Origin of the sequence: Streptomyces sp. NPDC018610, assembly GCF_044391765.1 — a bacterium.
Classification (GTDB): Bacteria; Actinomycetota; Actinomycetes; order Streptomycetales; family Streptomycetaceae; genus Streptomyces.
Genome location: NZ_JBISAL010000001.1, coordinates 417,293 through 441,000 on the forward strand (window position 1 = coordinate 417,293; position 23,708 = coordinate 441,000).

19 protein-coding genes and 1 pseudogene are annotated in these 23,708 nt (G+C 73.2%); 15 read left to right on the forward strand and 5 right to left on the reverse strand.

Annotation, left to right across the window (positions count from 1 at the left end):
• Window positions 1-47 precede the first annotated feature (47 nt).
• The 4 genes from htpX (at window position 48) to ACH5A8_RS01875 (ending at window position 4,589) form a co-directional block, all read left to right on the forward strand.
• A complete protein-coding gene (gene htpX / locus ACH5A8_RS01860) occupies window positions 48-971 on the forward strand; it encodes a zinc metalloprotease HtpX (RefSeq protein WP_398996880.1) in 924 nt (307 codons plus the stop codon).
• A 2-nt stretch (window positions 972-973) separates the two neighbouring features.
• Window positions 974-1,558: a hypothetical protein gene (locus ACH5A8_RS01865; RefSeq protein WP_398996882.1), complete on the forward strand. Its 585-nt coding sequence runs from the start codon at window positions 974-976 to the stop codon at window positions 1,556-1,558.
• Between the two features lie 72 nt (window positions 1,559-1,630).
• Entirely contained in the window at window positions 1,631-3,316 is a 1,686-nt protein-coding gene (locus tag ACH5A8_RS01870) for an alpha/beta fold hydrolase (protein WP_398996884.1), read from the forward strand.
• Between the two features lie 94 nt (window positions 3,317-3,410).
• Window positions 3,411-4,589 (forward strand): winged helix DNA-binding domain-containing protein, encoded by a 1,179-nt coding sequence (locus ACH5A8_RS01875; RefSeq protein WP_398996886.1) that lies wholly within the window; start codon window positions 3,411-3,413, stop codon window positions 4,587-4,589.
• A 90-nt stretch (window positions 4,590-4,679) separates the two neighbouring features.
• On the opposite strand, the gene ACH5A8_RS01880 is transcribed toward ACH5A8_RS01875, so the two are convergent.
• Together ACH5A8_RS01880 and ACH5A8_RS01885 are read right to left on the reverse strand one after the other, a co-directional pair.
• A complete protein-coding gene (locus ACH5A8_RS01880; RefSeq protein ID WP_398996888.1) occupies window positions 4,680-4,994 on the reverse strand; it encodes a hypothetical protein in 315 nt (104 codons plus the stop codon).
• Between the two features lie 195 nt (window positions 4,995-5,189).
• Window positions 5,190-6,116, reverse strand: coding sequence for a polysaccharide deacetylase family protein (locus ACH5A8_RS01885; protein WP_398996890.1), 927 nt, complete (start codon window positions 6,114-6,116; stop codon window positions 5,190-5,192).
• A gap of 93 nt (window positions 6,117-6,209) precedes the next feature.
• Here ACH5A8_RS01885 and ACH5A8_RS01890 point away from each other — a divergent pair, with 93 nt between their 5' ends.
• From ACH5A8_RS01890 to ACH5A8_RS01920, 7 genes and pseudogenes are all read left to right on the forward strand, one after another.
• The gene (locus ACH5A8_RS01890; RefSeq protein WP_398996892.1) at window positions 6,210-6,572 is read left to right on the forward strand and encodes an arsenate reductase family protein; all 363 of its coding nucleotides are present in this window, start codon (window positions 6,210-6,212) and stop codon (window positions 6,570-6,572) included.
• A gap of 120 nt (window positions 6,573-6,692) precedes the next feature.
• Window positions 6,693-7,148 (forward strand): annotated as a pseudogene (locus ACH5A8_RS01895) (hypothetical protein); the annotation flags it as partial.
• A gap of 274 nt (window positions 7,149-7,422) precedes the next feature.
• Entirely contained in the window at window positions 7,423-8,451 is a 1,029-nt protein-coding gene (gene glnII / locus ACH5A8_RS01900; protein ID WP_398996894.1) for a glutamine synthetase, read from the forward strand.
• A gap of 496 nt (window positions 8,452-8,947) precedes the next feature.
• A complete protein-coding gene (locus tag ACH5A8_RS01905; protein ID WP_398996896.1) occupies window positions 8,948-9,568 on the forward strand; it encodes a winged helix-turn-helix domain-containing protein in 621 nt (206 codons plus the stop codon).
• Between the two features lie 185 nt (window positions 9,569-9,753).
• Window positions 9,754-11,022 (forward strand): sensor histidine kinase, encoded by a 1,269-nt coding sequence (locus tag ACH5A8_RS01910; RefSeq protein ID WP_398996898.1) that lies wholly within the window; start codon window positions 9,754-9,756, stop codon window positions 11,020-11,022.
• Window positions 11,007-11,660, forward strand: a complete 654-nt coding sequence (locus ACH5A8_RS01915) for a LuxR C-terminal-related transcriptional regulator (protein WP_398996900.1) — start codon at window positions 11,007-11,009, stop codon at window positions 11,658-11,660. The genes ACH5A8_RS01910 and ACH5A8_RS01915 overlap by 16 nt, the downstream gene beginning before the upstream one ends.
• 120 nt (window positions 11,661-11,780) lie before the next feature.
• Window positions 11,781-13,364 (forward strand): DUF1996 domain-containing protein, encoded by a 1,584-nt coding sequence (locus ACH5A8_RS01920; protein WP_398996902.1) that lies wholly within the window; start codon window positions 11,781-11,783, stop codon window positions 13,362-13,364.
• Between the two features lie 71 nt (window positions 13,365-13,435).
• On the opposite strand, the gene ACH5A8_RS01925 is transcribed toward ACH5A8_RS01920, so the two are convergent.
• Window positions 13,436-13,837 carry a hypothetical protein gene (locus tag ACH5A8_RS01925; protein WP_398996904.1) on the reverse strand — a complete coding sequence of 134 codons (402 nt, stop codon included), beginning with the start codon at window positions 13,835-13,837 and terminating at the stop codon, window positions 13,436-13,438.
• Window positions 13,838-13,986: 149 nt separating this feature from the next.
• Here ACH5A8_RS01925 and ACH5A8_RS01930 point away from each other — a divergent pair, with 149 nt between their 5' ends.
• The 4 genes from ACH5A8_RS01930 to ACH5A8_RS01945 all read left to right on the forward strand — a co-directional run bounded on the left by ACH5A8_RS01930 (window position 13,987) and on the right by ACH5A8_RS01945 (window position 17,734).
• Window positions 13,987-14,526, forward strand: a complete 540-nt coding sequence (locus tag ACH5A8_RS01930; RefSeq protein WP_398996906.1) for a tetratricopeptide repeat protein — start codon at window positions 13,987-13,989, stop codon at window positions 14,524-14,526.
• 50 nt (window positions 14,527-14,576) lie between these two features.
• Window positions 14,577-16,493: a hypothetical protein gene (locus ACH5A8_RS01935; RefSeq protein WP_398996908.1), complete on the forward strand. Its 1,917-nt coding sequence runs from the start codon at window positions 14,577-14,579 to the stop codon at window positions 16,491-16,493.
• Between the two features lie 114 nt (window positions 16,494-16,607).
• On the forward strand, window positions 16,608-17,300 hold the full coding sequence (locus ACH5A8_RS01940) for a TetR/AcrR family transcriptional regulator (RefSeq protein ID WP_398996910.1): 693 nt from the start codon (window positions 16,608-16,610) through the stop codon (window positions 17,298-17,300).
• On the forward strand, window positions 17,297-17,734 hold the full coding sequence (locus ACH5A8_RS01945) for a hypothetical protein (RefSeq protein WP_398996912.1): 438 nt from the start codon (window positions 17,297-17,299) through the stop codon (window positions 17,732-17,734). The genes ACH5A8_RS01940 and ACH5A8_RS01945 overlap by 4 nt, the downstream gene beginning before the upstream one ends.
• Before the next feature lie 49 nt (window positions 17,735-17,783).
• Here the strand turns inward: ACH5A8_RS01945 and ACH5A8_RS01950 are convergent, their stop codons facing one another.
• Together ACH5A8_RS01950 and pulA are read right to left on the reverse strand one after the other, a co-directional pair.
• A complete protein-coding gene (locus ACH5A8_RS01950) occupies window positions 17,784-18,143 on the reverse strand; it encodes a 5-carboxymethyl-2-hydroxymuconate Delta-isomerase (RefSeq protein WP_398996914.1) in 360 nt (119 codons plus the stop codon).
• Between the two features lie 105 nt (window positions 18,144-18,248).
• On the reverse strand, window positions 18,249-23,696 hold the full coding sequence (gene pulA / locus ACH5A8_RS01955) for a pullulanase-type alpha-1,6-glucosidase (RefSeq protein ID WP_398996915.1): 5,448 nt from the start codon (window positions 23,694-23,696) through the stop codon (window positions 18,249-18,251).
• Between the last annotated feature and the right edge of the window lie 12 nt (window positions 23,697-23,708).

Genomic DNA, 23,708 nt, shown 5'->3' on the forward strand with positions numbered 1-23,708 from the left:
GTGCACACTGGAGTCGGGACGAGTGCCTGACTGCGGGGTGATGCAAGATGCAGAGCCGCTTCCGGAGCGACAGGCGGCTGACCGTGCGCATGGGGGTCACGCTTTTCCTGCTCGGGTTGCTGTACGTGGCCTTCGTGGCCGCGCTGATCGTGTTGCTGAAGTCCTGGGTGCTGGTCGTGGTGGTCGCCGCCGGCGCGCTCATCGCCCAGTACTGGTTCTCCGACCGGATCGCGCTGTTCGCGATGCACGGCCGGGTGGTGGAGCGGGAGGAGTTCCCCGAGCTGCACGCGGTGGTCGACCGGCTGTGCGCGATGGCGGACATGCCGAAACCGGTGGTCGCCGTCTCCCACGTGGACATGCCGAACGCGTTCGCCACGGGACGCAACCCGGACAACGCCGTGGTGTGCGTGACCACGGGGCTGCTGCGTCGGCTGGAACCGGCGGAGCTGGAGGGTGTCCTCGCGCACGAGCTGTCGCACGTGGCGCACAAGGACGTCGCCGTGATCACGGTCGCGTCCTTCCTCGGCGTGATCGCGGGACTGGTCGTGCGGTTCGCGTTCTACTCGGAGATCTTCGGCGGCCGGGGCCGCAAGGACCAGAACACCATGGCCGTGTTCGCCATGGTGATGGGCGTGTCGGCGGCCGTCTACGCGATCAGCTTCCTGCTGAACCGGGCCCTGTCCCGGTACCGGGAGCTGGCCGCGGACCGGGCGGCGGCCCTGCTGACCGGGCGGCCCTCGGCGCTGGCCTCCGCGCTCACCAAGGTCACCGGCGACATCGCCCGTATCCCCTCCGAGGACCTGCGCACCGCCCAGGCCTTCAACGCCTTCTACTTCACCCCGGCGCTGGGCTCCGATCCCGGCATCGCCCGGCTCTTCTCCACCCACCCGAGCCTGGAGCAGCGGCTCGCGCAGCTCGGGCGGATCTCCGCCGAGCTGGGCCAGGCCGCCACGCCGGGGAAGGCGGGCTGAGGATGGGGTTCCTGGACATCCTGCTCGGCCGTACGAAACCCGCCCCGCCCGATCTCGACCAGTTGTTCGGGCTGCCGTCGGCGGCGGTGACGCTGCAGGCGGCGGCCGGCTTCACCCCGACCGGGCGGGGCGCGGTGTGCTTCGCCACGGTCGAGGGCGCCGCCTTCGAACAGGCCCACCGCGAGGTCCAGGCCCTCCTGGACGCCGACGCCGGCCGCACCGGCCCGCCGGTGGAGCTGTCCCGGGACGCCTACGGATACTCCTGGCTGGTCTCCCGTCGCGCCCCCGACCAGCTGTCCGAACTCGTCACCGACCTGCACGCCGTGAACAGCACCCTGGAGGCCAACGGCTTCGGTCCGCAACTGCTGTGCTCCCTGGCCGGCTTCCACGACGACGCCGGCCGCCGGCTGGCGCTGGTGTACCTGTACAAGCGGGCCGCCTTCTACCCGTTCGCCCCGCTGCCCGGCCGGGCGCAGCGGCGCGACAACGCCCTGGAGATCCAGGTGAGGTCCGTCCTCGCCGACGACCTGCGCATGGAGGACGACCTGAGCCGCTGGTTCCCGGTGTGGGGCGCCCCGGGACTGTGAGGGCGGCGGGTGGGGCGGGCGCTTCGGCGGAAACGCCCTTGTCACGGCCGGCCGCGTGCGTGAATGAGGGGCATGTGCACGACGGCTTCCCCTCTCACCGACTTCACGCACGAGTACGACGGCGAACGGCTCAGCGGTGTCCACGGCCCCGCCGGCGGCGTACCCGGCGACGGCGTACCCGACGACGGCGGAGCCGGGCGGCCCACCGCCGTCCTGCTGCACGGCGCCGGCAGCGGCAGCAAGGAGCGGTTGCTGCCGCTGCTCGCCGAGTTCACCGCCCGCGGCTGCCGGGGCGTCGCGTTCGACTTCTCCGGGCACGGCGACAGCAGCGGCGCGCTGCGCGAGCTGAGTCTGCGCCGCCGGTTCGAGCAGGCGGTGTCGGTGATCGACGCGCTCACACCGGCGGGCGGGCCGCTGGTCCTCGTCGGGTTCAGCATGAGCGGGCAGACCGTGGCCGACCTCGCCGGGCACTACGGGAAGCGGGTGGTGTCGCTCGGTCTCGCCGCGCCGGCGGTGTACGCGGGCGCGGCGTGGGAGCTGCCGTTCGGCGACGGCGGCGGACCGTTCAGCGAGATCATCCGCCGGCCCGGCAGCTGGCGCACGGCGCCCGCGCTGGACTCCCTGCGCGCCTACGAGGGCCGGGCGGTGCTCGTCGTGCCCGGCACGGACGCCGTCATCCCGCCCGCCGTCACCGAGGCGGTCGAGGACGCCCTCGCCACCCGGGCACGGTTCACCCGCCTGGACCTGCCCGACGCCGATCACCGGCTGGGCCTGTGGCTGCGCGACCGTCCCGAGGCGCGGCGGGAGCTGGTGTCCGCCCTCCTGACCGGGCTCGGTGACGGCGGCCTGCCGGCGACCAGGGCGTGGGTGGCCGGTCAGCTGCCGCCCGGCCGCACGGTCACCGGCGTCCGCCCGCTGCGCGGCGGCTGGAGCTCCCGGATGCGGGCCCTCACGCTGGACGACGGCACCTCGCTGGTGCTGCGCACGTTCGTGAGGCCGTTCTTCCGCCGCCACGCCCCCGCCCTGCTCGCCCGGGAGGCGGGCGTCCTCGCCCTGCTGGCCGGCCGGGACGGCGTGCCGGCCCCACGCCCCGTCGCCGTCGACGCGACCGCCGAGCACTGCGACCACCCCAGCCTGCTGATAACCCGGCTGCCGGGCCGCGTACGGGTGGACGACGGTCCGGGCCTGGGGCGGCGGCTGGACCTGCTCGCGGCGCAGCTCGGGCGCGTCCACGCCGTCGTACCGGACGTACGGCCGCGCTCCTACGAGGCCTGGACCTCCCCGGAGCGGGTGCAGGCCCCGCCGGGCGCGGTGTGGGAGCGGGCGGTGGCGGTGCTGCGCCGTGAGCCGCCGGCGTACGAGGGCTGCTTCCTGCACCGGGACTACCACCCGGGCAACGTGCTGTTCGACGGGGAGGGCGAGGACGTGCGGGTGAGCGGCGTCGTGGACTGGGTGGAGACCTCCTGGGGCCCGGCCGACCTCGATGTCGCCCACTGCTCGACCGCGCTCGCGCTGCTGCACGGCCCCGAGCACGGGCTCGGGTTCCGAAAGCGTTACGAGGCGCTGGGCGGGCGCCGTCTCGCCGACGGGCCCGACCATCTGTACTGGCGGCTGCTGGACGCCCTGCACTACTGCCCGGAAGCGGCCAAGCTCGCCGGGCCGTGGCGCGAGCTGGGCCGCGGCGACCTCACCCCCGAGGTGCTGGCCGCCCGGCTGGAGGCGTACGTGACCGGGCTGCTGGAGCGGTACGACCGCTGAGCACGGCGGCCCCCGCGCGGTCGCGGGCCGGATGTCAGTGCGGTCGGCGAGGATGCCGTGGGGACGACGACGGCACACGACCGAGGGGGAACCCATGGGAGAGCGGCACATCGGCGTGGCGGAGAGGCGGGCCCGGCTGGCCCTGCGGCACCGGCTGGCCGCAGGGACGGGGGCGGCGGGCCCGGAGGAGGTCGCCGAGGCCCTGGTGGCGCTGCACGGCACGGACCCGGCGACGGTGTACCTGGGGGTGGGCGCCCGGGTGGCGGACCCGGCCCGGGCGGTGTCCGCGACCGAGCGGGCGCTGTACGAGGACCGCACGCTGGTGCGGATGCACGGGATGCGTAACACGGTGTTCGTGTTCCCGGCCGCGCTGACGGCCGTGGTGCACGCCTCGACGGGCCTCGCCGTCGCGGCCCGCGCCCGGACCCAGCTGGTCCAGGACATGGCGGCGGCGGGCGCCCCGGACGCGGCCTGGCTCAAGGAGGTCGAGGAGTCGGCGCTCGCGGCGCTCGCCCGGCGCGGTCAGGCCACGGCGGCCGAACTCGCCGAGGACGAACCGCGGCTGCGCGAGCGGTTCGCCTACGCGCCGGGCAAGAGCTACGAGGGCGTGCACACCGTCTCCTCGCGGCTGCTGCGGCTGCTGGGGGTGGAGGGCAGGGTGGTGCGGGGCCGGCCGCTCGGCTCCTGGACGTCCACGCAGTTCCGCTGGGCCCTCGCGCCCGAGCGTCCCGAGCTGGACGTCGCGGACGCGCAGCGGGAGCTGCTGGAGCGCTGGCTGGCGGTCTGCGGCCCGGCGACCGAGGCGGACCTGAAGTGGTGGACGGGGTGGCGGGCCGCGGAGGTGCGGCGGGCGCTGACGTCGATGGGCGCGCGACGGGTGTCCCTGGACGAGGGCCCGGGGTACGTGGTGGCGGGCGACGCGGAGCCGGTGGCCGCGCCGGAGCGGCCGTGGGCGGCGCTGCTGCCCGCCCTGGACCCGACGGCGATGGGCTGGCGGCAGCGCGACTGGTACCTGACGCCCGGGCTGCGGCCGGCGCTGTTCGACCGCAGTGGCAACGTCGGCCCGACGGTGTGGTGGAACGGCCGGGTGGTCGGCGGGTGGGCCCAGCGGCCGGACGGCGAGATCGTCTGGCGGCTGCTGGACGCCGAGGGGGCCGGCCGGGAGGCGGAGACCGCCGTCGCCGAGCGGGCGGAGCGGCTGAGCCGACTGCTGGGCACGACGAGGGTGACGCCGCGCTTCCGTACGCCGCTGGAGCGGGAGTTGGCGGCGTGAGGCGGACGCCTCACCCGTCCGGTACGGCGCCCGGTGCCACGGCCGCTGCCGTGCCGGGTGCTCCGCGGCGGCGGAGCACCCGGTGACGGATCAGCGCGAGTAGCGCATCAGCGCACGCACCATGTGGCAGGTGGTGGCCGACGGCGGGTGCACGCCGATGAGCCGCGCGGTGCTGCGGATCGTCTCGTCACGGGCCTGGCCCGGCATGTGGACACCGGAGTCGAGCAGGGCGATGGCGAGCCGCATCGCCTTCAGGCGGCGGTTGTGCGTGACGTACCACTCGCGCGGCCGGCCGGCCGGCAACGGCCGCTTGGCCAGGGGCTCGTAGGGCGAGTCGAGCGGGACGGAACGCCTCGCGGTGGACTGGGTCGGCAACGGCTTCGGCTTCAGTGCGGCAGCGGGCACGGCCATCCTCCTGTCGCGTGGGAGTGCCGCGCGGACGACCCGGCGGCACTCTCGAACACTGCTTCCAGTGTACCGCCGGGCACTGACATCCGCAGGATGCCGAAGTCGAGTAAATGCCCAGGTGAGAACGGCAATTGCCGCTGTGTCACCCACGCTGCGGAAGGTGCTCCTGAGGCGGCGAGAAATCGAACAGACTCATCGGGCCGGGGGCTGGATGTAGTCCTCCAGCCGGGCCACGGCGAAGCCCTGTTCGCGGATGCGGTCGAGCAGGTTGGCGAACATCTCGGTCATGGTGGTGCCCTTGAGCTCGCTCGGTCCGCGGAAGTGGGCGAGGATGATGTCGCCGGGCCGCAGCTTCCTGTCGCCCGTCTGGTACTGCATGTTGGTGATCTGCATGGACTCCCGCCACCAGACGATCGCCCGGGGCCCGCACTCCCCCACGGCCGTCCTGGTCGCCGCGTCGTACGCGCCGTAGGGCGGCCGGAACAGCAGCGGCGCGGTGCCGTACTCCTTGGTGAGGATCTCCTGGTCGCCGCAGACCTCCTCCTTCTGGCGGGCGAGCGGGAGGGTGTTCATCACGGGGTGGTGCAGGGTGTGGTTCTGTATCCGGTTGCCCATCGCCTGCAGCGGCTTGAAGTACGCGTAGTCCGACTTCACGGCGTCGTTCATCAGGAAGAGCGTGATCGGTATCTTCAGGTCCCGCATCATCGCTATGAACTTCGGGTCCTTCTCCTGCCCGTCGTCGACGGTGATGAAGACGACCTTCCGCGAGGTCGGTATGTGCGTGAGGACCGGGACGGGCCCGTCGGCGGTCAACTTGACGGGCTTGTCGGCCGGCGGCGTCGGCGCGGCGGGCAACGGCTTCAGACCCCACTTGCGCCAGGCGGCGGCCCCGGCGCCGGGCGCGGCACTGTGGCCGCCGCCCTCGGACGCGGGCGGCCGCGCGCCGCCGGTGGCACCGGCCCGGCCGCCGCCGGCCGGGCCGCCGTCGCCCCCGTCGCCGCCCGAGGCGCCGCAGCCGCCCGCCGCGAGGGCCACGGCGACCACGCCCGCCAGCGCCCCGTACCGCCCCCGCGGACCGCCCCGTCCGCTCTTCGTGTCCCGCCCGTCGTACCGGCTCATCGCCCGGTCCCCCTGTAGTGCCGTGCCGATCTTGGTCACCGGGAACGGTACGCGCCCACGCGGGACAGGTGTTCGGTGGCTACCGTGGACCGCATGGAGATCTGGATCAACCCGGCCTGTTCCAAGTGCCGCAGCGCCATCAGCCTGCTCGACGCCGAGGGCGCCGACTACACCGTCCGCCGCTACCTGGAGGAGGTGCCGAGCGAGGACGAGATCCGGGCGGTGCTCGACCGGCTCGGGCTGGAGCCGTGGGACATCACCCGCACCCAGGAGGCCGAGGCGAAGGAGCTCGGGCTCAAGGACTGGCCTCGCGACGCCGGTGCGCGCGACCGCTGGGTGGCGGCGCTGGCCGGGCACCCGAAGCTGATCCAGCGGCCCATCATCACGGCCGACGACGGCACGGCGGTGGTGGCGCGGAGCGAGGACGCGGTGCGCGACGCGCTCGGCCGGGGCTGAGCGACCGCCGACTCTCCTGTGACGCAGGTTACTTCGCCCGGCGACCGTGGCCGCTGAGCAACCGCGTCCGGCCTCCCGTACATAGCGGCGTACGCTCCCCCAGCCCTTCAGGAGGCGCGCATGTCGCGCAGGAGAACGCTCGGCACGAAGAAGAAGATCGCCCTGCTGGCCGGCGCGGCGGCGGTGGCGGGAAGCGGGGCCTTCGCCCTGGCGGCCACGTCCGACGCCGCCCAGCCGCAGGCCCCGCGCACGCTGTCCGCCGGGGACTCGACGGTCTGTCAGGGCCTCGCCACCGCCCTGGGCAACAACCAGACCTTCATCGACGGCCAGCGGGCGAACCCGGACGCGCAGTCGGCGGCCCGGATCGCCAACCGCGAGGCGGTCATCGAGGAGATCAAGCGCAAGCAGGCGGCGTCGGGCTGCACGGTCGGGGAGTCGGCTCAGGACTCCCAGAGCGGTCAGCAGGCGCAGAACGGCGGGCAGGCACAGAACGGTCAGCAGGCCGGCGGCGGGCAGCAGAGCGCGCCGCCCGCGCAGAACGGCGACGGCGCCGGTGACACCGGGGGCGGCGCCTCGGGACCCTCGCCACACGTGCACGGCCCGCCCCCGCCACGGGTGACGACGGCCTGCCGTTCCCGGCCGGGAACGGCAGGCCAGGCCCGGCGCGCGTAGGGCGCGGGCGCATGGTGTGAGACGGGGCACAGCGGCCCCAGGTAACACGGGGTTCACACTCGGGCAACGGCCGGGAAATCGGCCGTTGACATGCTTTCGGTATCAACGGCGGCGCCCCAGTGCCGCAGCGCCGCAGCACCCGCAAGTGCGCCCGAGTGAGACCCGAAGGACGTGGCCCGTGAGCTTCAAGGCTGAGTACATCTGGATCGACGGCACCGAGCCGACCGCCAAGCTCCGTTCCAAGACGAAGATCCTCGGCGACGACGCCAAGGGCGCCGAGCTGCCCATCTGGGGCTTCGACGGGTCCTCCACCAACCAGGCCAAGGGCCACGCCTCCGACCGCGTGCTCAAGCCGGTCTTCACCTGCCCCGACCCGATCCGCGGCGGCGACGACATCCTCGTGCTGTGCGAGGTCCTGAACATCGACATGACGCCGCACGAGTCCAACACCCGTGCCGCGCTCGCCGAGGTCGCCGAGCGGTTCGCCGGCCAGGAGCCGATCTTCGGCATCGAGCAGGAGTACACCTTCTTCAAGGGCTCGCGCCCGCTCGGCTTTCCCGAGGGCGGCTTCCCGGCCGCGCAGGGCGGCTACTACTGCGGTGTCGGCTCGGACGAGATCTTCGGCCGTGACGTCGTCGAGGCGCACCTGGACAACTGTCTGAAGGCGGGTCTGGGCATCTCCGGCATCAACGCCGAGGTCATGCCGGGCCAGTGGGAGTTCCAGGTCGGCCCGCTCGCCCCGCTGGTCGTCGCCGACCAGCTGTGGGTGGCCCGCTGGCTGCTCTACCGCACCGCCGAGGACTTCGACATCTCCGCCACCCTCGACCCCAAGCCGGTCAAGGGCGACTGGAACGGCGCCGGCGCGCACACCAACTTCTCCACGAAGGCGATGCGCGAGGGCTACGACGCGATCATCACCGCGTGCGAAGCGCTCGGCGAGGGCTCCAAGCCGATGGACCACGTCAAGAACTACGGCGCCGGCATCGACGACCGCCTCACCGGCCTGCACGAGACCGCCCCGTGGAACGAGTACTCCTACGGCGTCTCCGACCGCGGCGCCTCGGTCCGCATCCCCTGGCAGGTCGAGAAGGACGGCAAGGGCTACATCGAGGACCGCCGCCCGAACGCCAACGTGGACCCGTACGTCGTGACGCGGCTGCTGGTCGACACCTGCTGCTCGGCGCTGGAGAAGGCCGGCCAGGTCTGATCCGCCGCGCCCAGGGCCTCCAGGGGGCGTCCACCGACAGGTGGGCGCCCCCTTCGCGCGCGCCCGCGCCACGCCGGGCCGGGGGCGTCCGCACTGTGGGACGGTGGCCCGGGCCCCGACCGCCCCGGCCGGGCCCCTGATCGGCGCGAACACCTGGTCGGACGGCGTACGCGGCGTCAACTTCCCGCCAAGGAAGCGTCCGAGCAGTGAGAGGAGGGTCCTCGCCGGGGCCGGTCTCTGCTTCAATGGAGGCATGGCCGGTTTCCAGAAGCAGCAAGCGGCGGGGCGTCACGACCTCGAGCCGTTCTGGCCGTCCCGTCAGCACCACGACTTCGACCAGGTGTGTTGCCGCGCGACGAACGCGCGGGCCCTCTAAAAGCCGTACACCCCGGCCTTCGGCCAGCGCGCAACGACGTACGTCCCGCGGCGCCCCCGACCACGAATCGCGGCCGTCGCTCCTTCCGACGAACTCCTCGCGCGAAAGAGCTGACCTCTCATGGCGACCTCCCGTTCCCTGACCACCGCCGCCCTCCCCGTCCAGGACCCCTCCCCGGCCGCTCCGGCCGCCGCACCGCGCCATCGCCTGCGGGCCGTGGACCGGGACGAGGTCGTGGACGTGGCGGACTTCCTCCCGCCGGGCGCCACCTGGCTGCCCGCCCCCCAGCACACCCTGCCCGCCCTGCCGGGCCGGCCGCCGATGATCGGCTACCTGGTGCTCGTCCCGGCCGACCAGCAGCCGCACTTCCCGCCGGTCGCCGTGCCGGACCAGCCGCGGGACGAGCCCGGCCGGGCGGCCGGGGCCGAGGACGGCGCGGAGGGCGGCGACACGCTGGTCCGCATCGACCCGGACCGCCGCACCGCCGAGGTGGCCGGGGAGCGGCTCGACCTGACCTACCTGGAGTTCGAGCTGCTCGCCCACCTCGTCGCGCACCCGCACCGGGTGCACACCCGCGACCAGCTCGTCACCACGGTCTGGGGCTACGGCCACGTGGGCGACGGCCGCACCGTCGACGTCCACATCGCCCGGCTGCGCCGCAAGCTGGGCGCCGAGCACCGCAGGACCATCCAGACCGTGCGGCGCGTGGGCTACAAGTACGCGCCGCCGACCGCCGGCTGACCGGCCGGGGACCCTGCCGCCGGTCCCGCCGGCGGCAGGCCCCCGCTCCCCTCCCCCGCCGCCCCGGGCGCCTCACCGGCAGCAGGCCTCCGGCACCGGGGCCAGGGGGTGTACCTGGCACCACCCGCCGACAGGGGGCCTCGGGCCCGTGACCGGCGCCGTGCCGCTCGGCCAGACTCGGGGACATGAACACCAACACGTCGAACGGCGACGCCCGAGAGCACGCCCGTGAGGTACTGCTCGCCGCCGTACGGGGACTCGTGCTGGCCGTGGCGGTACTGCCGTTCTCGGTGCTGTTCCTCGTCCTGACCCTCCTCTCCGTCGCGCTGATCCCGCTCGGCGTCGGCATCGTCACGACCCCGTGGGTCCTCACCGCGGTACGGGCCCTCGCCGACAACCACCGGGAGATCGCGGCGCGTTGGGCCGGGGTGCCCGTCGAGTCGGCGTACCGCCCGGTCCCGGCGGGTGCCAACCCCTGGACGCGCACCTTCGGCATGCTCCGCGACCCGCAGGTGCGGCGGGACGTGCTGTGGCTGCCGGTGAACATGACGGCCGGCTTCACCACCGCGCTGCTCCCGGCCGTCCTGCTCCTCTACCCCTTCGAGGGGTTCGCGCTCGCGGTCGGGCTGTGGCGGCCCATGGCCGACGGCACGTACTGGTACGGCTTCGTGCCGGTGCGCGGGCAGGCCACCGCGCTGGCCGCCGGCGCGCTCGGCGCGGTGGTCCTGGTCGCCGCCTGGCGCCTGGTCCCCCGTCTGCTGACCGCCCACTTCAGGCTGACCCGGGCCGTCCTCGCCCCGGACCAGGACGAACTCGCCGCACGGGTGCGGGTGCTGACCGAGACCCGGCGCGACGCCGTCGACTCCTCGGCCGCCGAGCTGCGGCGCATCGAGCGCGACCTGCACGACGGGGCTCAGGCTCGGCTGGTCGTCATGGGCATGGACCTGGGCACCGTCGAGGCGCTCATCGACACGGACCCGGAGCAGGCCAGGCGGCTCCTCGCACAGGCCCGCCAGAACTCCGCCGAGGCCCTCGGCGAACTGCGCGACCTGGTGCGCGGCATCCACCCGCCCGTCCTGGCCGAGCGCGGACTGGGCGACGCGGTACGGGCGCTGGCGCTGCGGTTGCCGATCGCCACCGAGGTCGCCGTGGACCTGGCCGGTCGCGCCGACGCACCGGTGGAGTCGGCGGCGTACTTCGCCGTGAGCGAGGCGCTGACCAACGCCGTCAAACACTCCGGCGCGGACCGGATCTGGGTCGACCTGCACCACGCCGACGGCATGCTGCGCATCACGGTCACCGACAACGGCAGGGGCGGCGCGGTGGTGGCACCAGGCTCCGGACTGGCCGGCATCGAGCGGCGGCTCGGTACATTCGACGGCGTCCTGGCCGTCAGCAGTCCCGCGGGCGGTCCCACCATGGCGACCATGGAGATCCCGTGCGCGTTGTCCTAGCCGAAGACCTCTTCCTGCTGCGCGACGGTCTGGTCCGGCTGCTGGAAGCCCACGGCTTCGAGATCGCGGCGGCCGTCGAGTCCGGCCCCGAACTGGACGCGGCCCTGGCCGAGTCGGAGCCGGACGTGGCGGTGGTCGACGTACGGCTGCCGCCCACGCACACCGACGAGGGGCTGCAGTGCGCGCTGCGCGCCCGCCGGGCGCGGCCGGGCCTGCCGGTGCTGGTCCTGTCCCAGCACGTCGAACAGCTCTACGCACGGGAGTTGCTGGCCGACGGCAGGGGCGGGGTGGGCTATCTGCTGAAGGACCGGGTCTTCGACGCGGCCCAGTTCGTGGACGCGGTCCGCCGGGTGGCGTCCGGCGGCACCGCCATGGACCCGCAGGTCATCCAGCAGTTGCTGGCCCGGCGCTCGGACCGGGACCGGCCGCTGTCGCGGCTGACGCCGCGCGAGCTGGAGGTGCTGGAGCTGATGGCGCAGGGCCGCTCCAACGCGGCGATCGCGACCCAGCTCGTCGTGACGGAACGGGCGATCGCGAAGCACACCTCCAACATCTTCGCCAAACTGGGACTCGAGGTCTCGGACGACGACAACCGGCGCGTGCTGGCCGTACTGGCACATCTCGACCGCGACCGCTGAGCCGGCGTTCGATTCGCGTTCCTGTTGAACACCTTCGAGGCGGCGTCCGTATGGAAGGGGGCCGCTTCACTCCTGTCGGGCGCCTCGATGCTGCCCCGCCAAGGAAGTCAGAGGAGTTCCATGGGACGCAACACACGAAAACGCCGTACGTCGCCGGCCGCGAAGGCCATCGCCGCAGCGGCTGCCCTAGCGCTCGGTGGGGGCGGGCTGGTCTGGGCGAACTTCTACGCATCCGCCCACGAGTCGCACAACGACGCGTGGGGCAACCGGACGAAGGCAGCCGGCGCCCAGGTGGCGACAATCTCCTGCCCCGACGTCGGCCAGAAGCTCACCAGCGTGCCGGGACAGGCCCGTACCGAGGTCGACGGCGAACTGGCCAATCTGGACCGCCAGATCACCGAGGCCTACCAGCGCCTGGCGACCACACGGGACGCCCAGACCAGGGACGCGAGTTTCGTCCAGAACAGCATCCTGGGGCCGTTGAAGGACCGACGGAAGGTGATCTTCGACCGGATCAGGCTGGAGATCAACCGGGCCGGCGGCACCGCTCCCGGCAACCTGGACGACCTCACGGCGTGCACCGGCTCCCCCGCCGACCAGAACCGGACGAACAACGGCGGCGGGCAGGGCGGCGACGGCCAGAACACCGGCGGTCAGAACACCGGGGGCCAGAACGGGGGCCAGAACAACGGCGGTCAGAACAACGGCGGCATGAACGGCGGCCAGCAGGGCGGTCAGGGCGGTCAGGGCGGTCAGGGCGGTCAGCAGCAGAACAACGGCGGCCAGGCCGGCAACGGCCCCTCCGCGGCGGACTTCGTCGACATCACCAAGGTCCAGCCCAATGTCCCGGCCAAGCCGCGCCGGATGCGCAACGCCTCGACCGGCACCTTCACCACCCGCTGCGGGACGAACGCCAACGGCAACCACAACACCGACAACGTGATCGTGGCGCCCGGCGTGACCAACGGCGCCCACCACCTGCACGACTACGTCGGCAACCAGAAGATCGACGCGTTCTCCTCGAACGACACCTTCCTGCAGGGCGGCACGAGCTGCCAGAACAAGAACGACCTGTCGGCGTACTACTGGCCGGTGGTGCGCGTGCAGGACGGCACGCAGGACTTCGACCAGAACGCGGACGGCGGCGGCAAGGAGGGCAACGTCGGCCGGATCCTGGTCGCCAAGCAGGCGCAGATCAAGTACGTCGGCAACCCGACGAGCAAGGTCGTGGCGATGCCGCAGTTCCTGCGCGTCATCACCGGTGACGCCAAGGCCTTCACCAACGGCACGGCGAACGCCAACGCGCACTGGAGCTGCACCGGGTTCGAGAACAAGGTCCAGCTGACCGACAAGTACCCGATCTGCCCGAACGGCAGCGACGTGGTGCGCACGTTCGCCTTCCAGAGCTGCTGGGACGGCCAGAACACCGACAGCGCCAACCACCGCACGCACGTGGCCTTCGCCGACGCCTCCGGCCGCTGCCAGAACGGCTTCAGGGCGATCCCGCAGCTGACGATGCGTCTGGTCTACAGCGTGCCGCGGCCGGTGGTGCAGAACGGACAGGTGAAGAACGCCTACGCGGTCGACGGCTTCCCGGAGCAGCTGCACAAGGCGATCACCGACCACGACGACTTCATCGCCGTGACCAAGGGCGGTCTGGCGAACAAGATCGCCTCCTGCCTCAACTCCGGACGGATGTGCTAGGCGCCCGCCCGCACGACAGCGGAAGGCCGGTGGCGGGAAGTCCCGCCACCGGCCTTCGCCGTCCCCCGGATTCAGCCGGAGTGGGCGTGGTGGTCGGTGCCGGTCTCCACGTCCCCGCCGAGGGTGCCGCGCAGGTCGTGGACCACGCCGTCGTCGCCGACGGCGACCCACTTGCGGCCGACGAGGTAGAAGCCGCCGTAGTCCTTGGCCTCGTTGATCCACTCACGCTGGCCGCGGTCGGTGGAGAAGGTGGCCAGGACGAACCTGCCGCTGGTGTTGGCGCAGATCGCCTGCCGGATCGTGTCGGCGTCGGTCTGGATGTCCGGCTCGCACTTCACCTCGGCGGCCAGGCTCTCCAGGCTGCCGGTCGCCGTCGGCGGCACCTTCGCCGCCCCGCCCCCGGAGCCGCAGCCCGCCAGCGCCAGCACCGCCGCCGCGCCGGCCACCGCCAGCACCGGCCGTGTCACCCTCATCTGTTCCTCCGCTTCGGCCGTCGCCTCGTGCGGCACCCGTTCGCACATGCCGCGGGGAGCCCCGGCGGGGCCCGCCCTTCCATACGGCCGCACCGGACCCAGCGCTCAAATCACCGGCACCGCAAGCACACCTGTGCGAAAGTGGCCCGGTGCATCAGGAATGGGAAGACCGCGTGGCCGAGGCCTGGGGCCGCCTGGACGACTACCCCGAGGACCGGGCCGCCGAGTTCCGCGCGGTGATCGACGCGCTCGCCGCCGAGCTGCCGGCCGGCAGCCCCGTCGGCCTGTTCGAACGGGCGAGCGCCTGGGACTCCACCGGCCACTCGGACCGCGCGGTCCCGCTGTACCGGGAGGCGCTGGCCGGCGGGCTCGCCGGCCGGCGGGGACGCCGGGCGCGGATCCAGCTCGCCAGCTCCCTGCGCAACCTGGGACGGCCACAGGAGGGCGTCGAGCTGCTGACCCCTGAACTCGACGCTGCGCCGGAGGAGTTGGGCGACGCCGTGCGCGCCTTCCTCGCCCTGTGCCTGGCCGACCTCGGCCGCGAGCGCGAGGGCCTGTCCCTCGCCCTCACCGCCCTCGCCCCGCATCTGCCCCGTTACCAGCGCTCCACGGCGAACTACGCCCGGCTGCTGGTGGACCCCGAGGACTCCCAGGCCCCCCGGGACCGGCAGGGACCGCCGGAAGGCTGACGGGAGCGGGCCGGCGGTGACCAACCACCGGTTCGCTCGTTCTGCTGAACGTGCAGTCACAGGATGTCGCCCCGCGCCCCCCGTCCGCCTCCGCGCCGGTCCTCGACGTCGGGCAGGCCGAGGCCGCGCTCGTCGAGCACTACCCGCGGCTCGTCCGGCTCGCCTATCTGCTGCTGCCGCCGGGCCTGGGTCGCGGCCGCAGGGTCCTGGCCGCGCACTCCCTCGCCCAGCGCGCACTGCCCCGGGGCCGCTCCTCGACGCCCGTGGCCCCGGACGGCACGACGGACCCCGGCACCGACCCGGCCTACGGCTTCCTCCGGGCCCGGGTGGTCCGTACGGCGCTGGCGGCCGACCCGCCGCGCAGGCGCGCCGTGCGCCGCCGGCGCGCCCAGCTGCCGCCGCCGCTCCCCCTGGTGTGGGGCCTCAAGCTCTTCCCCCGCGCCGGCGGCGCCGACGAACTCGCCCTCGACCAGCAACTCGCGTCCCTGCCCGGCCCGGCCCGCGCCGCCTACGTCCTGCGCGGACTGGAGCAGCTCCCCGACGACGCGGTGCGGCGGATCCTGTCGGCGGCCGGCGTCGCCGACCCCGAGGCCGCGCTGCGCCAGGCCGAGCGCGTCCCGGACCGGTCCGCGCTGCTGACCTCCCCCGAGTTCGACCCCTGCTCGCTCCAGGCCCGCCCCACCGACCTGCTGCGGCGCAGGCAGCGCGGCAAGGCCGTCCTCGCGGCCACGGCGGCCCTCGCCGTGTGCGGCGCGCTGGCGGCCCTGCCCGACGGCGGCTGGGGCCCGGACGGCGCCGCCGCCCCCGTCTACGCCCGCAACGCCTCCGCCGAGGCCGCCCTCGACCCGGCCAGGCTGACCAGGGTCTCCCCCACCGCCTGGCGCACCTCGGCCCGCCTGGACCTCTCCGCGTGGCCCGCGCGCGGCGACCGCACCGGCGACACCGCCCTGCTGCGCCGCGCCCTGGCCGTCTGGGCACGGCCCGGCGGCTCCGTCCGGGTCTCGGCCACCCCCGGCACCGCCACCGGCGGCCCCGCCGGACCGCCGCAACTGCTGTACGCCGGCGACGTCGACGGCGCCCATGTGGTGCTCCTCCACGACGGGCTGCGCGTCGCCCGGTACGCCGAGCCGAAGGGCTCCGCCTCCGGCGCCGCGCTCGACCTGGCCCGCGTGGACGGCGCGAGCGGGGCGGAGGCCGCCGCGGTGGTGCTGAACCGCTCCGACGGCAACGTCCGCTATCTGACCGCGCCCTGGGTGAAGAAGGCCGCCGGGCAGGATCTGCGGGCTCCCGGGTCCGAGCCGTCGGACCTCGCCCTGACGGACGGCGTCACCGCGCCGCTGGCCGGCCCGGCCCCGCGCGCGGGCGCCTGCGCCTCGTGGCAGGCGCTCCGGCTCTCCGGCGACTTCGGCGCGTACGTCCTCGGCGACCTGGGCGAGCTGGTGCCCGCCCGCCTCACCACCGGCCGCCCCACCGCCCCGCACGACGCGTCGGGCGACGGCGCGCGGCGCACCTGGGCGCCGTTCGCCTGCTCGCTGTCGGTGCTGCGGTCGCAGGGCGTGCGGTCGGTCAACGCCTGGCGGTACGCCGAGCAGGAACTGCCCGACGAGGGCGGCACGGCCGCGTGGGTGTGCACCCGCGCCGACACCTGGCGCGGCACGGGCTCCCAGGTGCTGGCCCAGCTGCGGATCCCCGGCGTGAGGTACGGGGCGGCGGTGGCCAGGTCCGCCGACGTGACCGCGTGCGGCGCGCGCGACCCGCAGGTGCTGGCCGGGGCGCTGTGGAAGTCGAGGACCGGCTCCTGGTACCTGCTCGCGGCCGGCGGCTCCCGTACGGAGTCGATCACCGCCTCGAACGGCGTCGACGCGACCGCCCGGGGCAACGTGCTCGCCGTACCGGCGAAGAAAGGCCTGCGGCCGGAGCTGAAGGGCACCCTGGACGACGGCCGGCCCCTGGACATGCTGCGCTAGCCCGCCCGGCCCCTCCCGTACCGCCCGCTCCCGTGCCTCCCGGCTCGTCCCGTGCCGTCCGGCGGGCCCCGACCGGGCGGGGCCCGTCCCGTTCCCGGTCGGTAGGGTGTCCGTATGACCACCGGGGTGCGCCGCAGAATGGGAGTCGAGGAACGGCGACAGCAGTTGATCGGCGTCGCCCTCGAACTGTTCAGCCGCCGCTCGCCCGACGATGTGTCCATCGACGAGATAGCGTCGGCGGCCGGTATCTCGCGCCCGCTGGTCTACCACTACTTCCCCGGCAAACTCAGCCTGTACGAGGCCGCGTTGAAGCGCGCCTCGGAGGACCTGGCCGGGCGCTTCGCCGAGCCGCACGAAGGTCCGCTCGGGGCACGGCTGCTGCGGGTGATGCGCCGGTTCTTCGACTTCGTCGACGAGCACGGGCCCGGCTTCTCGGCGCTGATGCGCGGCGGCCCGGCGGTCGGCTCGACCACCACGAACGCGCTCATCGACTCCGTCCGGCAGGCCGCGTACGAGCAGATCCTCTCCCACCTTCAGGTCGTCGATCCGCCCGCGCGACTGGAGCTGATCATCCGTTCGTGGATCTCGCTGGCGGAGTCCACGGCCCTGATCTGGCTGGACGGCCGGCGCATCCCGCGCGCCGAACTGGAGGTCCAGCTGGTGCAGGACTTCGCCGCGCTCGCCGCCGTGGGTGCCGCCTACGACGAGGAGCTGACCGCGCTGCTGCGCCGGGTCTTCGCGGCGGAGCGGCTCGACGACCCCTTCGGCGACCTGGCCGGCCGTCTCATCGCGCTGGCGTCCGGGTGACCGCCGCGACGACGTGGGGGCTGGTCGTCGAGACGACCGTGGGCGCCGGGGACCGCAAGCACACCGAGGCACAGGTCGTGGCGCACGTCATCGGATCCCGGCAGGAGGCGCTCGCGGACCTGGAGCGGCGGGCGCGGACCTACGAGCCCACGCACCCCCTGAGTCCCGAGCGCCGACGTCTCCTGCGGACGAGCGACGGGTTCCTGCTCGTCGTGGACGGGGCGTGGCAGTCCTTCGTGACCCGGTTCGCCGTGGCGGAGCTGCTGGAGGACTCCGCCGCGCCCGCGCCTCCCGCTCCGGAGCCCGCGATCGAGGCGCCGGACGCCCCTGCCGCCGTGCCACCGCCACCGGACGAGTCGGTCGAGGTGGTCGAGGTGGACGCCGACGGAGTGCCGGTGCGGCCCGCATGGCTGGGCCGCACCGACCTGCCGTGACCCGGCGCCCGCGCTTCTGGTCCCGCTCCTCCCCCCGCCTGACGAGCCCCTAGGCGGTCTTGGCGCTCCGATACGACGGATCGAGGTCGCTCACCATGGCGGAGGCGTGCAGCGTCAGCCCCTCGGCGGGCTTCACGTACTGCCGCAGCAGTTCCAGCGCGGTCTCGGTGAGCCGGGCCTTGGCCTCGTCGGTGCGTCCCGCCAGCAGGCCGACGCCGACGTGCACGATGACGTGGCCCTCGCCGTCCTGGCCGACCACGGTGTCCTCGGTGCGACGGAACCGCGTCTTGCAGGCGGCCGGCGAGGCGTCGACGATCTCGACGGTGCTCGCGTGCAGCGCCCGCGCGAAGCCGGGCCGGTCGAAGTCGTCCGTCAGTTCGGCCGAGTAGTCGACGGTGATCTGCGGCATGGGCACTCCAGTTCTGGTCCGGCGGAATCGGGCTCACCCTAGCCGGGGCGGGGAAAAGGGGGCGGGCCGTCTCACGGCCCGCCCCCGTCGTGCTTTCCCCGTGCCTCACGCGCCCCGGGTGAACACCGCCACCGTGCGCGCCGGAACGGTGAACGTGCCGGTCGCCGCCGCGTAGGAGGAGGTCTTCACGACCGGGTCGGCACCCGAGGCCTGCACCGGGTGCAGCCGGTAGCCGGTCCCCGCCAGCGCGGCGACGTGCTGCCGCTGCCGCTCGGGCGTCGCGTTGAACACCACGACCAGGTCACCGAGGCGCATGGTGATCACACCGGGCGTCTCGTCCGCGCCGGACAGCGGGAAGGACAGCCGTGACTGCACCTGCGCCGCCGTGGCGAGGGAGAACGCCTTCTCCGTCGTACGGACGGTGAGCAGGTCCCGGTAGGCGGCCGAGGCGCCCTGGATCTGCGGGCAGCCCACCTTGACGGAGGTCAGCAGCGGCCCGGCGAAGGGCCACTTGTCCTTGTTGTCGGCCGCCATGGGCAGCCCCCGTCCGAAGCCGTTGCCGTCGGCGCAGTTCCAGTGGATGGCGTTGAACCAGTCACCGCTGTCGAAGGAGTTGCGGTCCAGCGACTTGGAGCGCAGCAGGTCGGTGCCGGCCTGGGAGAGCGCCGGTCCCTGCGAGAGGGCGGCCGTGGCCATGGCGAGGACCTGCATCCGGGCGCGGTCGGCGGCCGAGGTGTCCTTGGGCAGCTTGTACGTCAGCGCGTCGAACAGCGACTCGTTGTCGTGGGCGTCGACGTAGGCGAGGGCGTCGCCGGGGGCGTCGGCGTATCCGGCGGGCGCGCCGTTGTAGTCGATCTCGGCGCCGGTGACCTCCTTGCCGTCGGTGTCGGTGAAGCGGTACTTGGCGAGGCTGCCGCTCAGACCGACCTTGATCAGGTCCTGGTAGTGCAGCAGCCGGGCCTTCTGCTCCTCCTTCGTGCCGTTGGCGGTGGAGGAGTTGGGGTCGGTGTAGAGGCCGGAGGCGAAGCCCTGGACGCCGGGGTCGGCGTCGAAGGGGCTGCCGCCGCGCACCGCGTCGCGGGCCCGGTCGGAGAAGGTGGCGATGCCGGTGCCGGCCATGTTCTTCTGGGTGGCCTGCACGAAGCGGGCGTCGTCGGCGACCTCGCCGAAGTTCCACCCCTCGCCGTACAGGATGATCTTCTTGCCGTCGACGCCGTCCTTCTTCGGGGTGAGGGCGTCGAGGGCCTTGCGGACGGCGAGGATGTTGGCCTTGGGGTGGTGGCCCATGAGGTCGAAGCGGAAGCCGTCGACCTTGTACTCCTTGGCCCAGGTGACGATCGAGTCCACGACGAGCTTGCCCATCATGGTGTTCTCGGTCGCGGTGTTGGCGCAGCAGGTGCTGTTCGCCACCGAGCCGTCGGCCAGCAGCCGCTGGTAGTAGCCGGGCACGACCCGGTCGAGCACGGAGGTGTCGGCCTGCCCGCCGGCCGCCGTGTGGTTGTAGACCACGTCCATGACGACGCGCAGGCCGTCCTGGTTGAGCGCCTTGACCATCTGCCGGAACTGCACGGTGCGGGCCGTGCCGTCCGGGTCGGTGGCGTAGGAGCCCTCGGGGACCGTGTAGTGGTAGGGGTCGTAGCCCCAGTTGTAGGCGTCCTCGGCGGCCGTCTCGGCGACGCAGGCCTGCTGCTGGTCGGAGTCGGGGGCGTGGGCGGCGAGGTCGCAGCCGGGGGTGGCCTGGTCGGACTTCCTCTCGGGGATGGTGGCGATGTCGAAGGCCGGCAGCAGGTGGACGTAGGAGGTTCCGGCCTTCGCCAGCTCGCGCAGGTGCTTGGACCCGTCGCCGTCCTTGTCGGTGAAGGCGAGGTAGGTGCCCCGGTCCTTGGCCGGGACGGTGGTGTCGGCGACGGAGAAGTCGCGGATGTGCAGTTCCTGGATCTGCGCGTCGCGCAGCGGTACGGCCTTGGGCTTGGCGAGGTCCGTCCAGCCGCTGGGGGCGAGGGCCTTGTCGTCCAGGTCGGCGACGACGCTGCGCTCGCTGTTCGTGGTGAGGGCGACCGAGTAGGGGTCGGTGACCTTGTTGGTGACGACCTCGCGCACGGAGGGCGCCCAGACCTTGACGACGTACCGGTAGGGCTTGTTCTTCCAGGACGCCGGGCCCGTCACGGACCAGACGCCGGTGATGTCGTCGCGGCGCATGGCGACGGCCCTGCCGTCCAGTTCCAGGGCCACGTTCTGCGCGGTCGGCGCCCACACGCTCAGCGTGGGCCGGCCCTGGTGGAAGACGGGGCCGAGGCTCGCCTCGGCGGCGGCGGTGCCGTACACGTCGTCGAGGACGCCGGCGAGCTGGACGCCGGTGGCGGTGAGCACGGCGCCGTCGGCGGTGCGCTGGGAGGCGACGACCTGGCCGCGCAGGGCCTCACGGACCCGGCCCCGGTCGCGCGGGTCGACGGAGTAGGCGGTGTAGTCCTTCAGGTACGGGAACTTCGCTTTCTGCGCGTCGGTGAGGGCGGTCTTCCCCAGCCGCAGCCAGCGCTCGTCGTCGCTGGTCAAGGCGCCGTCCTTGACGGTGATGGAGCCGTCGTGGGAGTAGACCAGCTGGGTGGAGGCGGCGGCGTCCGAGCCGTTGAACGCCACGGTGTCCCGGTCGATCCAGACCGCCTTGGAGGTGGTGAGGTCCAGGGCGGCGGCGCTGCCCTCGGGCTGCGGCAGCAGGGGCTTGTCCTGGCCGCTCACCAGCCACACCTCGTGGCCGCCGGCCGCCTTGAGGTCGAGGGACTGGTCCGTGGGCAGGTCCTTCTCGTCGCCCTTGTGGAGGATGTAGCTGAGGGAGGTCGCACCGTCGGTGAGCGGTACCTCGAAGACCGCGCCATAGGAGTCAGTCTTCACCGGCGCGAGGGGTTTCGCCCAGTCGGTGGGGTTCGCGGCGCCCGTCCAGACGTGCAGTCCCCAGCCGTCGTAGTCGCCGTCGGCGCGGTGGTAGTGGAGGACCGCCTTGGTGGTGTCCTGCGCCGGGTAGTCGGCGGGCCGGGTGGTCCGTACGGTGTCGTCGCCCTGCTGGATCCACACCTCGCCGGTCTTGGAGACGTCGATGGACCGGTCGGCGGAGACGTCCTTGTTCCCGTCCTTGTCGATGACGAGGAAGCCGACGTTCGAGGCGCCGGGCTTCAGCCGGACGTAGGCGAAGGCGCCGTAGGCGTCCCGGCCGGTGAAGGGGTGGGAGGCGGGCCAGGTGGTCGCCTCGCCGTCGGCGAGGTCGCCCCAGGCGTACAGGCCCCAGTCGGTGTAGTCGCCGTCGGTGCGCCGGTAGTGGACGATCGCGTAGTCGCGGGAGGAGGCGACGGGGGCCTCGGGGGCCGGCGGGGTGCCGGTGACGGAGGCGGCGGTGGTGCTCGCGGTGCGTCCGGCCGAGTCGACGACGACCGCCTTGTAGCGCAGCGCGGTGCCGGCGGGCACGGTCTTGCCGAGGGTCTGGGTGACCTTGTACGGGGCGTGGTCGGCGGAGCCGAGTACCTTCCAGGGGCCGTTTCCGACCTGGGCGGCGAAGACGACCCGGTTCAGCTGTCCGCCGCTCACGTCGGCGCTCAGGTCGACGGTGCCGGTGGCGCCCTCGGCGGGGGCGGTCAGGGTGAGGGAGGGCTCGGCGGCGGGCGCCTGGAGCCGGCCCGCGGCCTTGAGGACGACGGCGGATCGGGCCGGGACGGTGACGGTGACCTCGCGGTCGGCGTCGGAGGCGACGGAGGCCTTGGTGCCGTAGACGCCCCGGTAGGCCGTCTTCGCGGAGCCGGTGGCGAAGGTCGCGGTCTTCGCCTGGTCGGCGTTGTTGACGGCGACGACGTACTCGGCGCCGCTGCGGGCGTCCGTGCGGGTGAAGGCGTAGACGCCGGGGCCGTCGGCCGCGTAGCGCTCGGTCTGGACGCCGTCGGTGAGGGCCGGGTTGTCCTTGCGGAGCTTGGCCAGCTCGGCGATCTGCCGGTAGAGCGGCGCCCCGGTGTCGTAGGAGTCGCTCGCGTGGGTGCGGTCGGTGCCGATCTCGTCGTCGGCGAGGTAGTCGGCGACCTTCGAGGCGAACATGGTCTGGCGGGCGTCCTTGTCGCCGCCGGCGCCGGTGAAGCCCTGCTCGTCGCCGTAGTAGACGACCGGGTTGCCGCGGCTGAGGAACATCAGCTCGTTGGCCAGCCTGTCCTTGGCGAGGAGCTGCGCGTCGGTCGCCTTCGGGTCGTCCTGCTTCAGGAAGTACCCGAAGCGGCCCATGTCGTGGTTGCCGAGGAAGGTGACCTGTTCGTAGGCGTTGGCCTTGTCGGTCGTGTACTTGTAGTCGTCACCGAAGACGCTCGCGAGCTTCTTGGCGCTGCCGCCCTGGGAGACGTAGGCGCGGGCCGCGTCCTGGAAGGGGAAGTCGAGGGTGGCGTCCAGGCGGCCCTGGGTGACGTAGGGGGCGGTGACGGAGGTGTCGGCGGAGTAGACCTCGCCGAACATGAAGAAGTTCTTGCGCCCGTGAGCCGCGGCGTAGGTGTCGAGCGCGGTCGCCCACTGCGTCCAGAACTCGGTGTTCACGTGCTTGACGGTGTCGATGCGGAAGCCGTCGACGTCGAAGTCCCTGACCCAGCGCTCGTAGATCTTCTCCATGCCGCTGACGACCTCGGGACGCTCGGTCCACAGGTCGTCGAGGCCGGAGAAGTCGCCGTAGGTGGCGTTCTCGCCGCTGTAGGTGGAGTCGCCGCGGTCGTGGTACATGGTCGGGTCGTTGAGCCACGACGGGACCTTGGCGTTCCTCTTCGCGGCCGGGACGGCCGGCGTGTAGGGGAAGGACGAGGTGTCGACGGCGGGGAACCGGCGGGCGCCGTCCGCGTAGTCGGCGTCGTCGAAGGGGCGGCCGTCCTTCGTCAGGTAGGGGAAGGCGCCCTTGGACAGGTACTCCTGGGACTGTCCCTCGTAGTCGACGACGTCGGCGGTGTGGTTGGTGATGACGTCGAAGAAGACCTTCATGCCCTTGGCGTGCGCCTTGGAGATGAGGGTCGCCAGGTCCTTGTTGGTGCCGAAGTGCGGGTCGACCTGGGTGAAGTCGGTGATCCAGTAGCCGTGGTAGCCGGCGGAGGCGTCCTTGCCGGTGCCCTGCACGGGCTGGTTCTTGAAGATCGGCGCCATCCAGATGGCGGTGGTGCCCAGGCCCTTGATGTAGTCGAGCCGGTCGGTCAGGCCCTTGAGGTCGCCGCCCTGGTAGAAGCCCTTGTCGGTGGGGTCGTAGCCGGTGGTGAGGCGGGAACCGGTCAGTCCTCCGCGGTCGTTGGCCTTGTTCCCGTTGGCGAAGCGGTCCGGCATGACGAAGTAGAACTGCTCGCGCGTGTCGTCGTGCCGGGCGGGCTGCGCGGCGAGCTTCGCGTCGGACGGGGGCGCGGGCGGTGCGGCCGCCTCGGCGGCGAGCGGCTGGACGAGGGCGGCGGCGAGCGCGGCGACGGCGACGGCCGCGACCCGCCGCGCGTGTCCGCCCTGCCGGCCCGGTCCGCCCTGGGGGTTACGGCGCGTCAGGGGCGCCGGCCATCTCGGTATCACAGGCGAGAACTC

What these genes read in the sequence shown, in the direction of transcription:
- htpX (WP_398996880.1), top strand. Translation starts at nt 48, where the DNA reads ATGCAGAGCCGCTTCCGGAGCGACAGGCGGCTGACCGTGCGCATGGGG.
- ACH5A8_RS01865 (WP_398996882.1), top strand. Translation starts at nt 974, where the DNA reads ATGGGGTTCCTGGACATCCTGCTCGGCCGTACGAAACCCGCCCCGCCC.
- ACH5A8_RS01870 (WP_398996884.1), top strand. Translation starts at nt 1,631, where the DNA reads ATGTGCACGACGGCTTCCCCTCTCACCGACTTCACGCACGAGTACGAC.
- ACH5A8_RS01875 (WP_398996886.1), top strand. Translation starts at nt 3,411, where the DNA reads ATGGGAGAGCGGCACATCGGCGTGGCGGAGAGGCGGGCCCGGCTGGCC.
- ACH5A8_RS01885 (WP_398996890.1), bottom strand. Translation starts at nt 6,116, where the DNA reads ATGAGCCGGTACGACGGGCGGGACACGAAGAGCGGACGGGGCGGTCCG.
- ACH5A8_RS01890 (WP_398996892.1), top strand. Translation starts at nt 6,210, where the DNA reads ATGGAGATCTGGATCAACCCGGCCTGTTCCAAGTGCCGCAGCGCCATC.
- ACH5A8_RS01905 (WP_398996896.1), top strand. Translation starts at nt 8,948, where the DNA reads ATGGCGACCTCCCGTTCCCTGACCACCGCCGCCCTCCCCGTCCAGGAC.
- ACH5A8_RS01910 (WP_398996898.1), top strand. Translation starts at nt 9,754, where the DNA reads ATGAACACCAACACGTCGAACGGCGACGCCCGAGAGCACGCCCGTGAG.
- ACH5A8_RS01920 (WP_398996902.1), top strand. Translation starts at nt 11,781, where the DNA reads ATGGGACGCAACACACGAAAACGCCGTACGTCGCCGGCCGCGAAGGCC.
- ACH5A8_RS01925 (WP_398996904.1), bottom strand. Translation starts at nt 13,837, where the DNA reads ATGAGGGTGACACGGCCGGTGCTGGCGGTGGCCGGCGCGGCGGCGGTG.
- ACH5A8_RS01940 (WP_398996910.1), top strand. Translation starts at nt 16,608, where the DNA reads ATGACCACCGGGGTGCGCCGCAGAATGGGAGTCGAGGAACGGCGACAG.
- ACH5A8_RS01950 (WP_398996914.1), bottom strand. Translation starts at nt 18,143, where the DNA reads ATGCCGCAGATCACCGTCGACTACTCGGCCGAACTGACGGACGACTTC.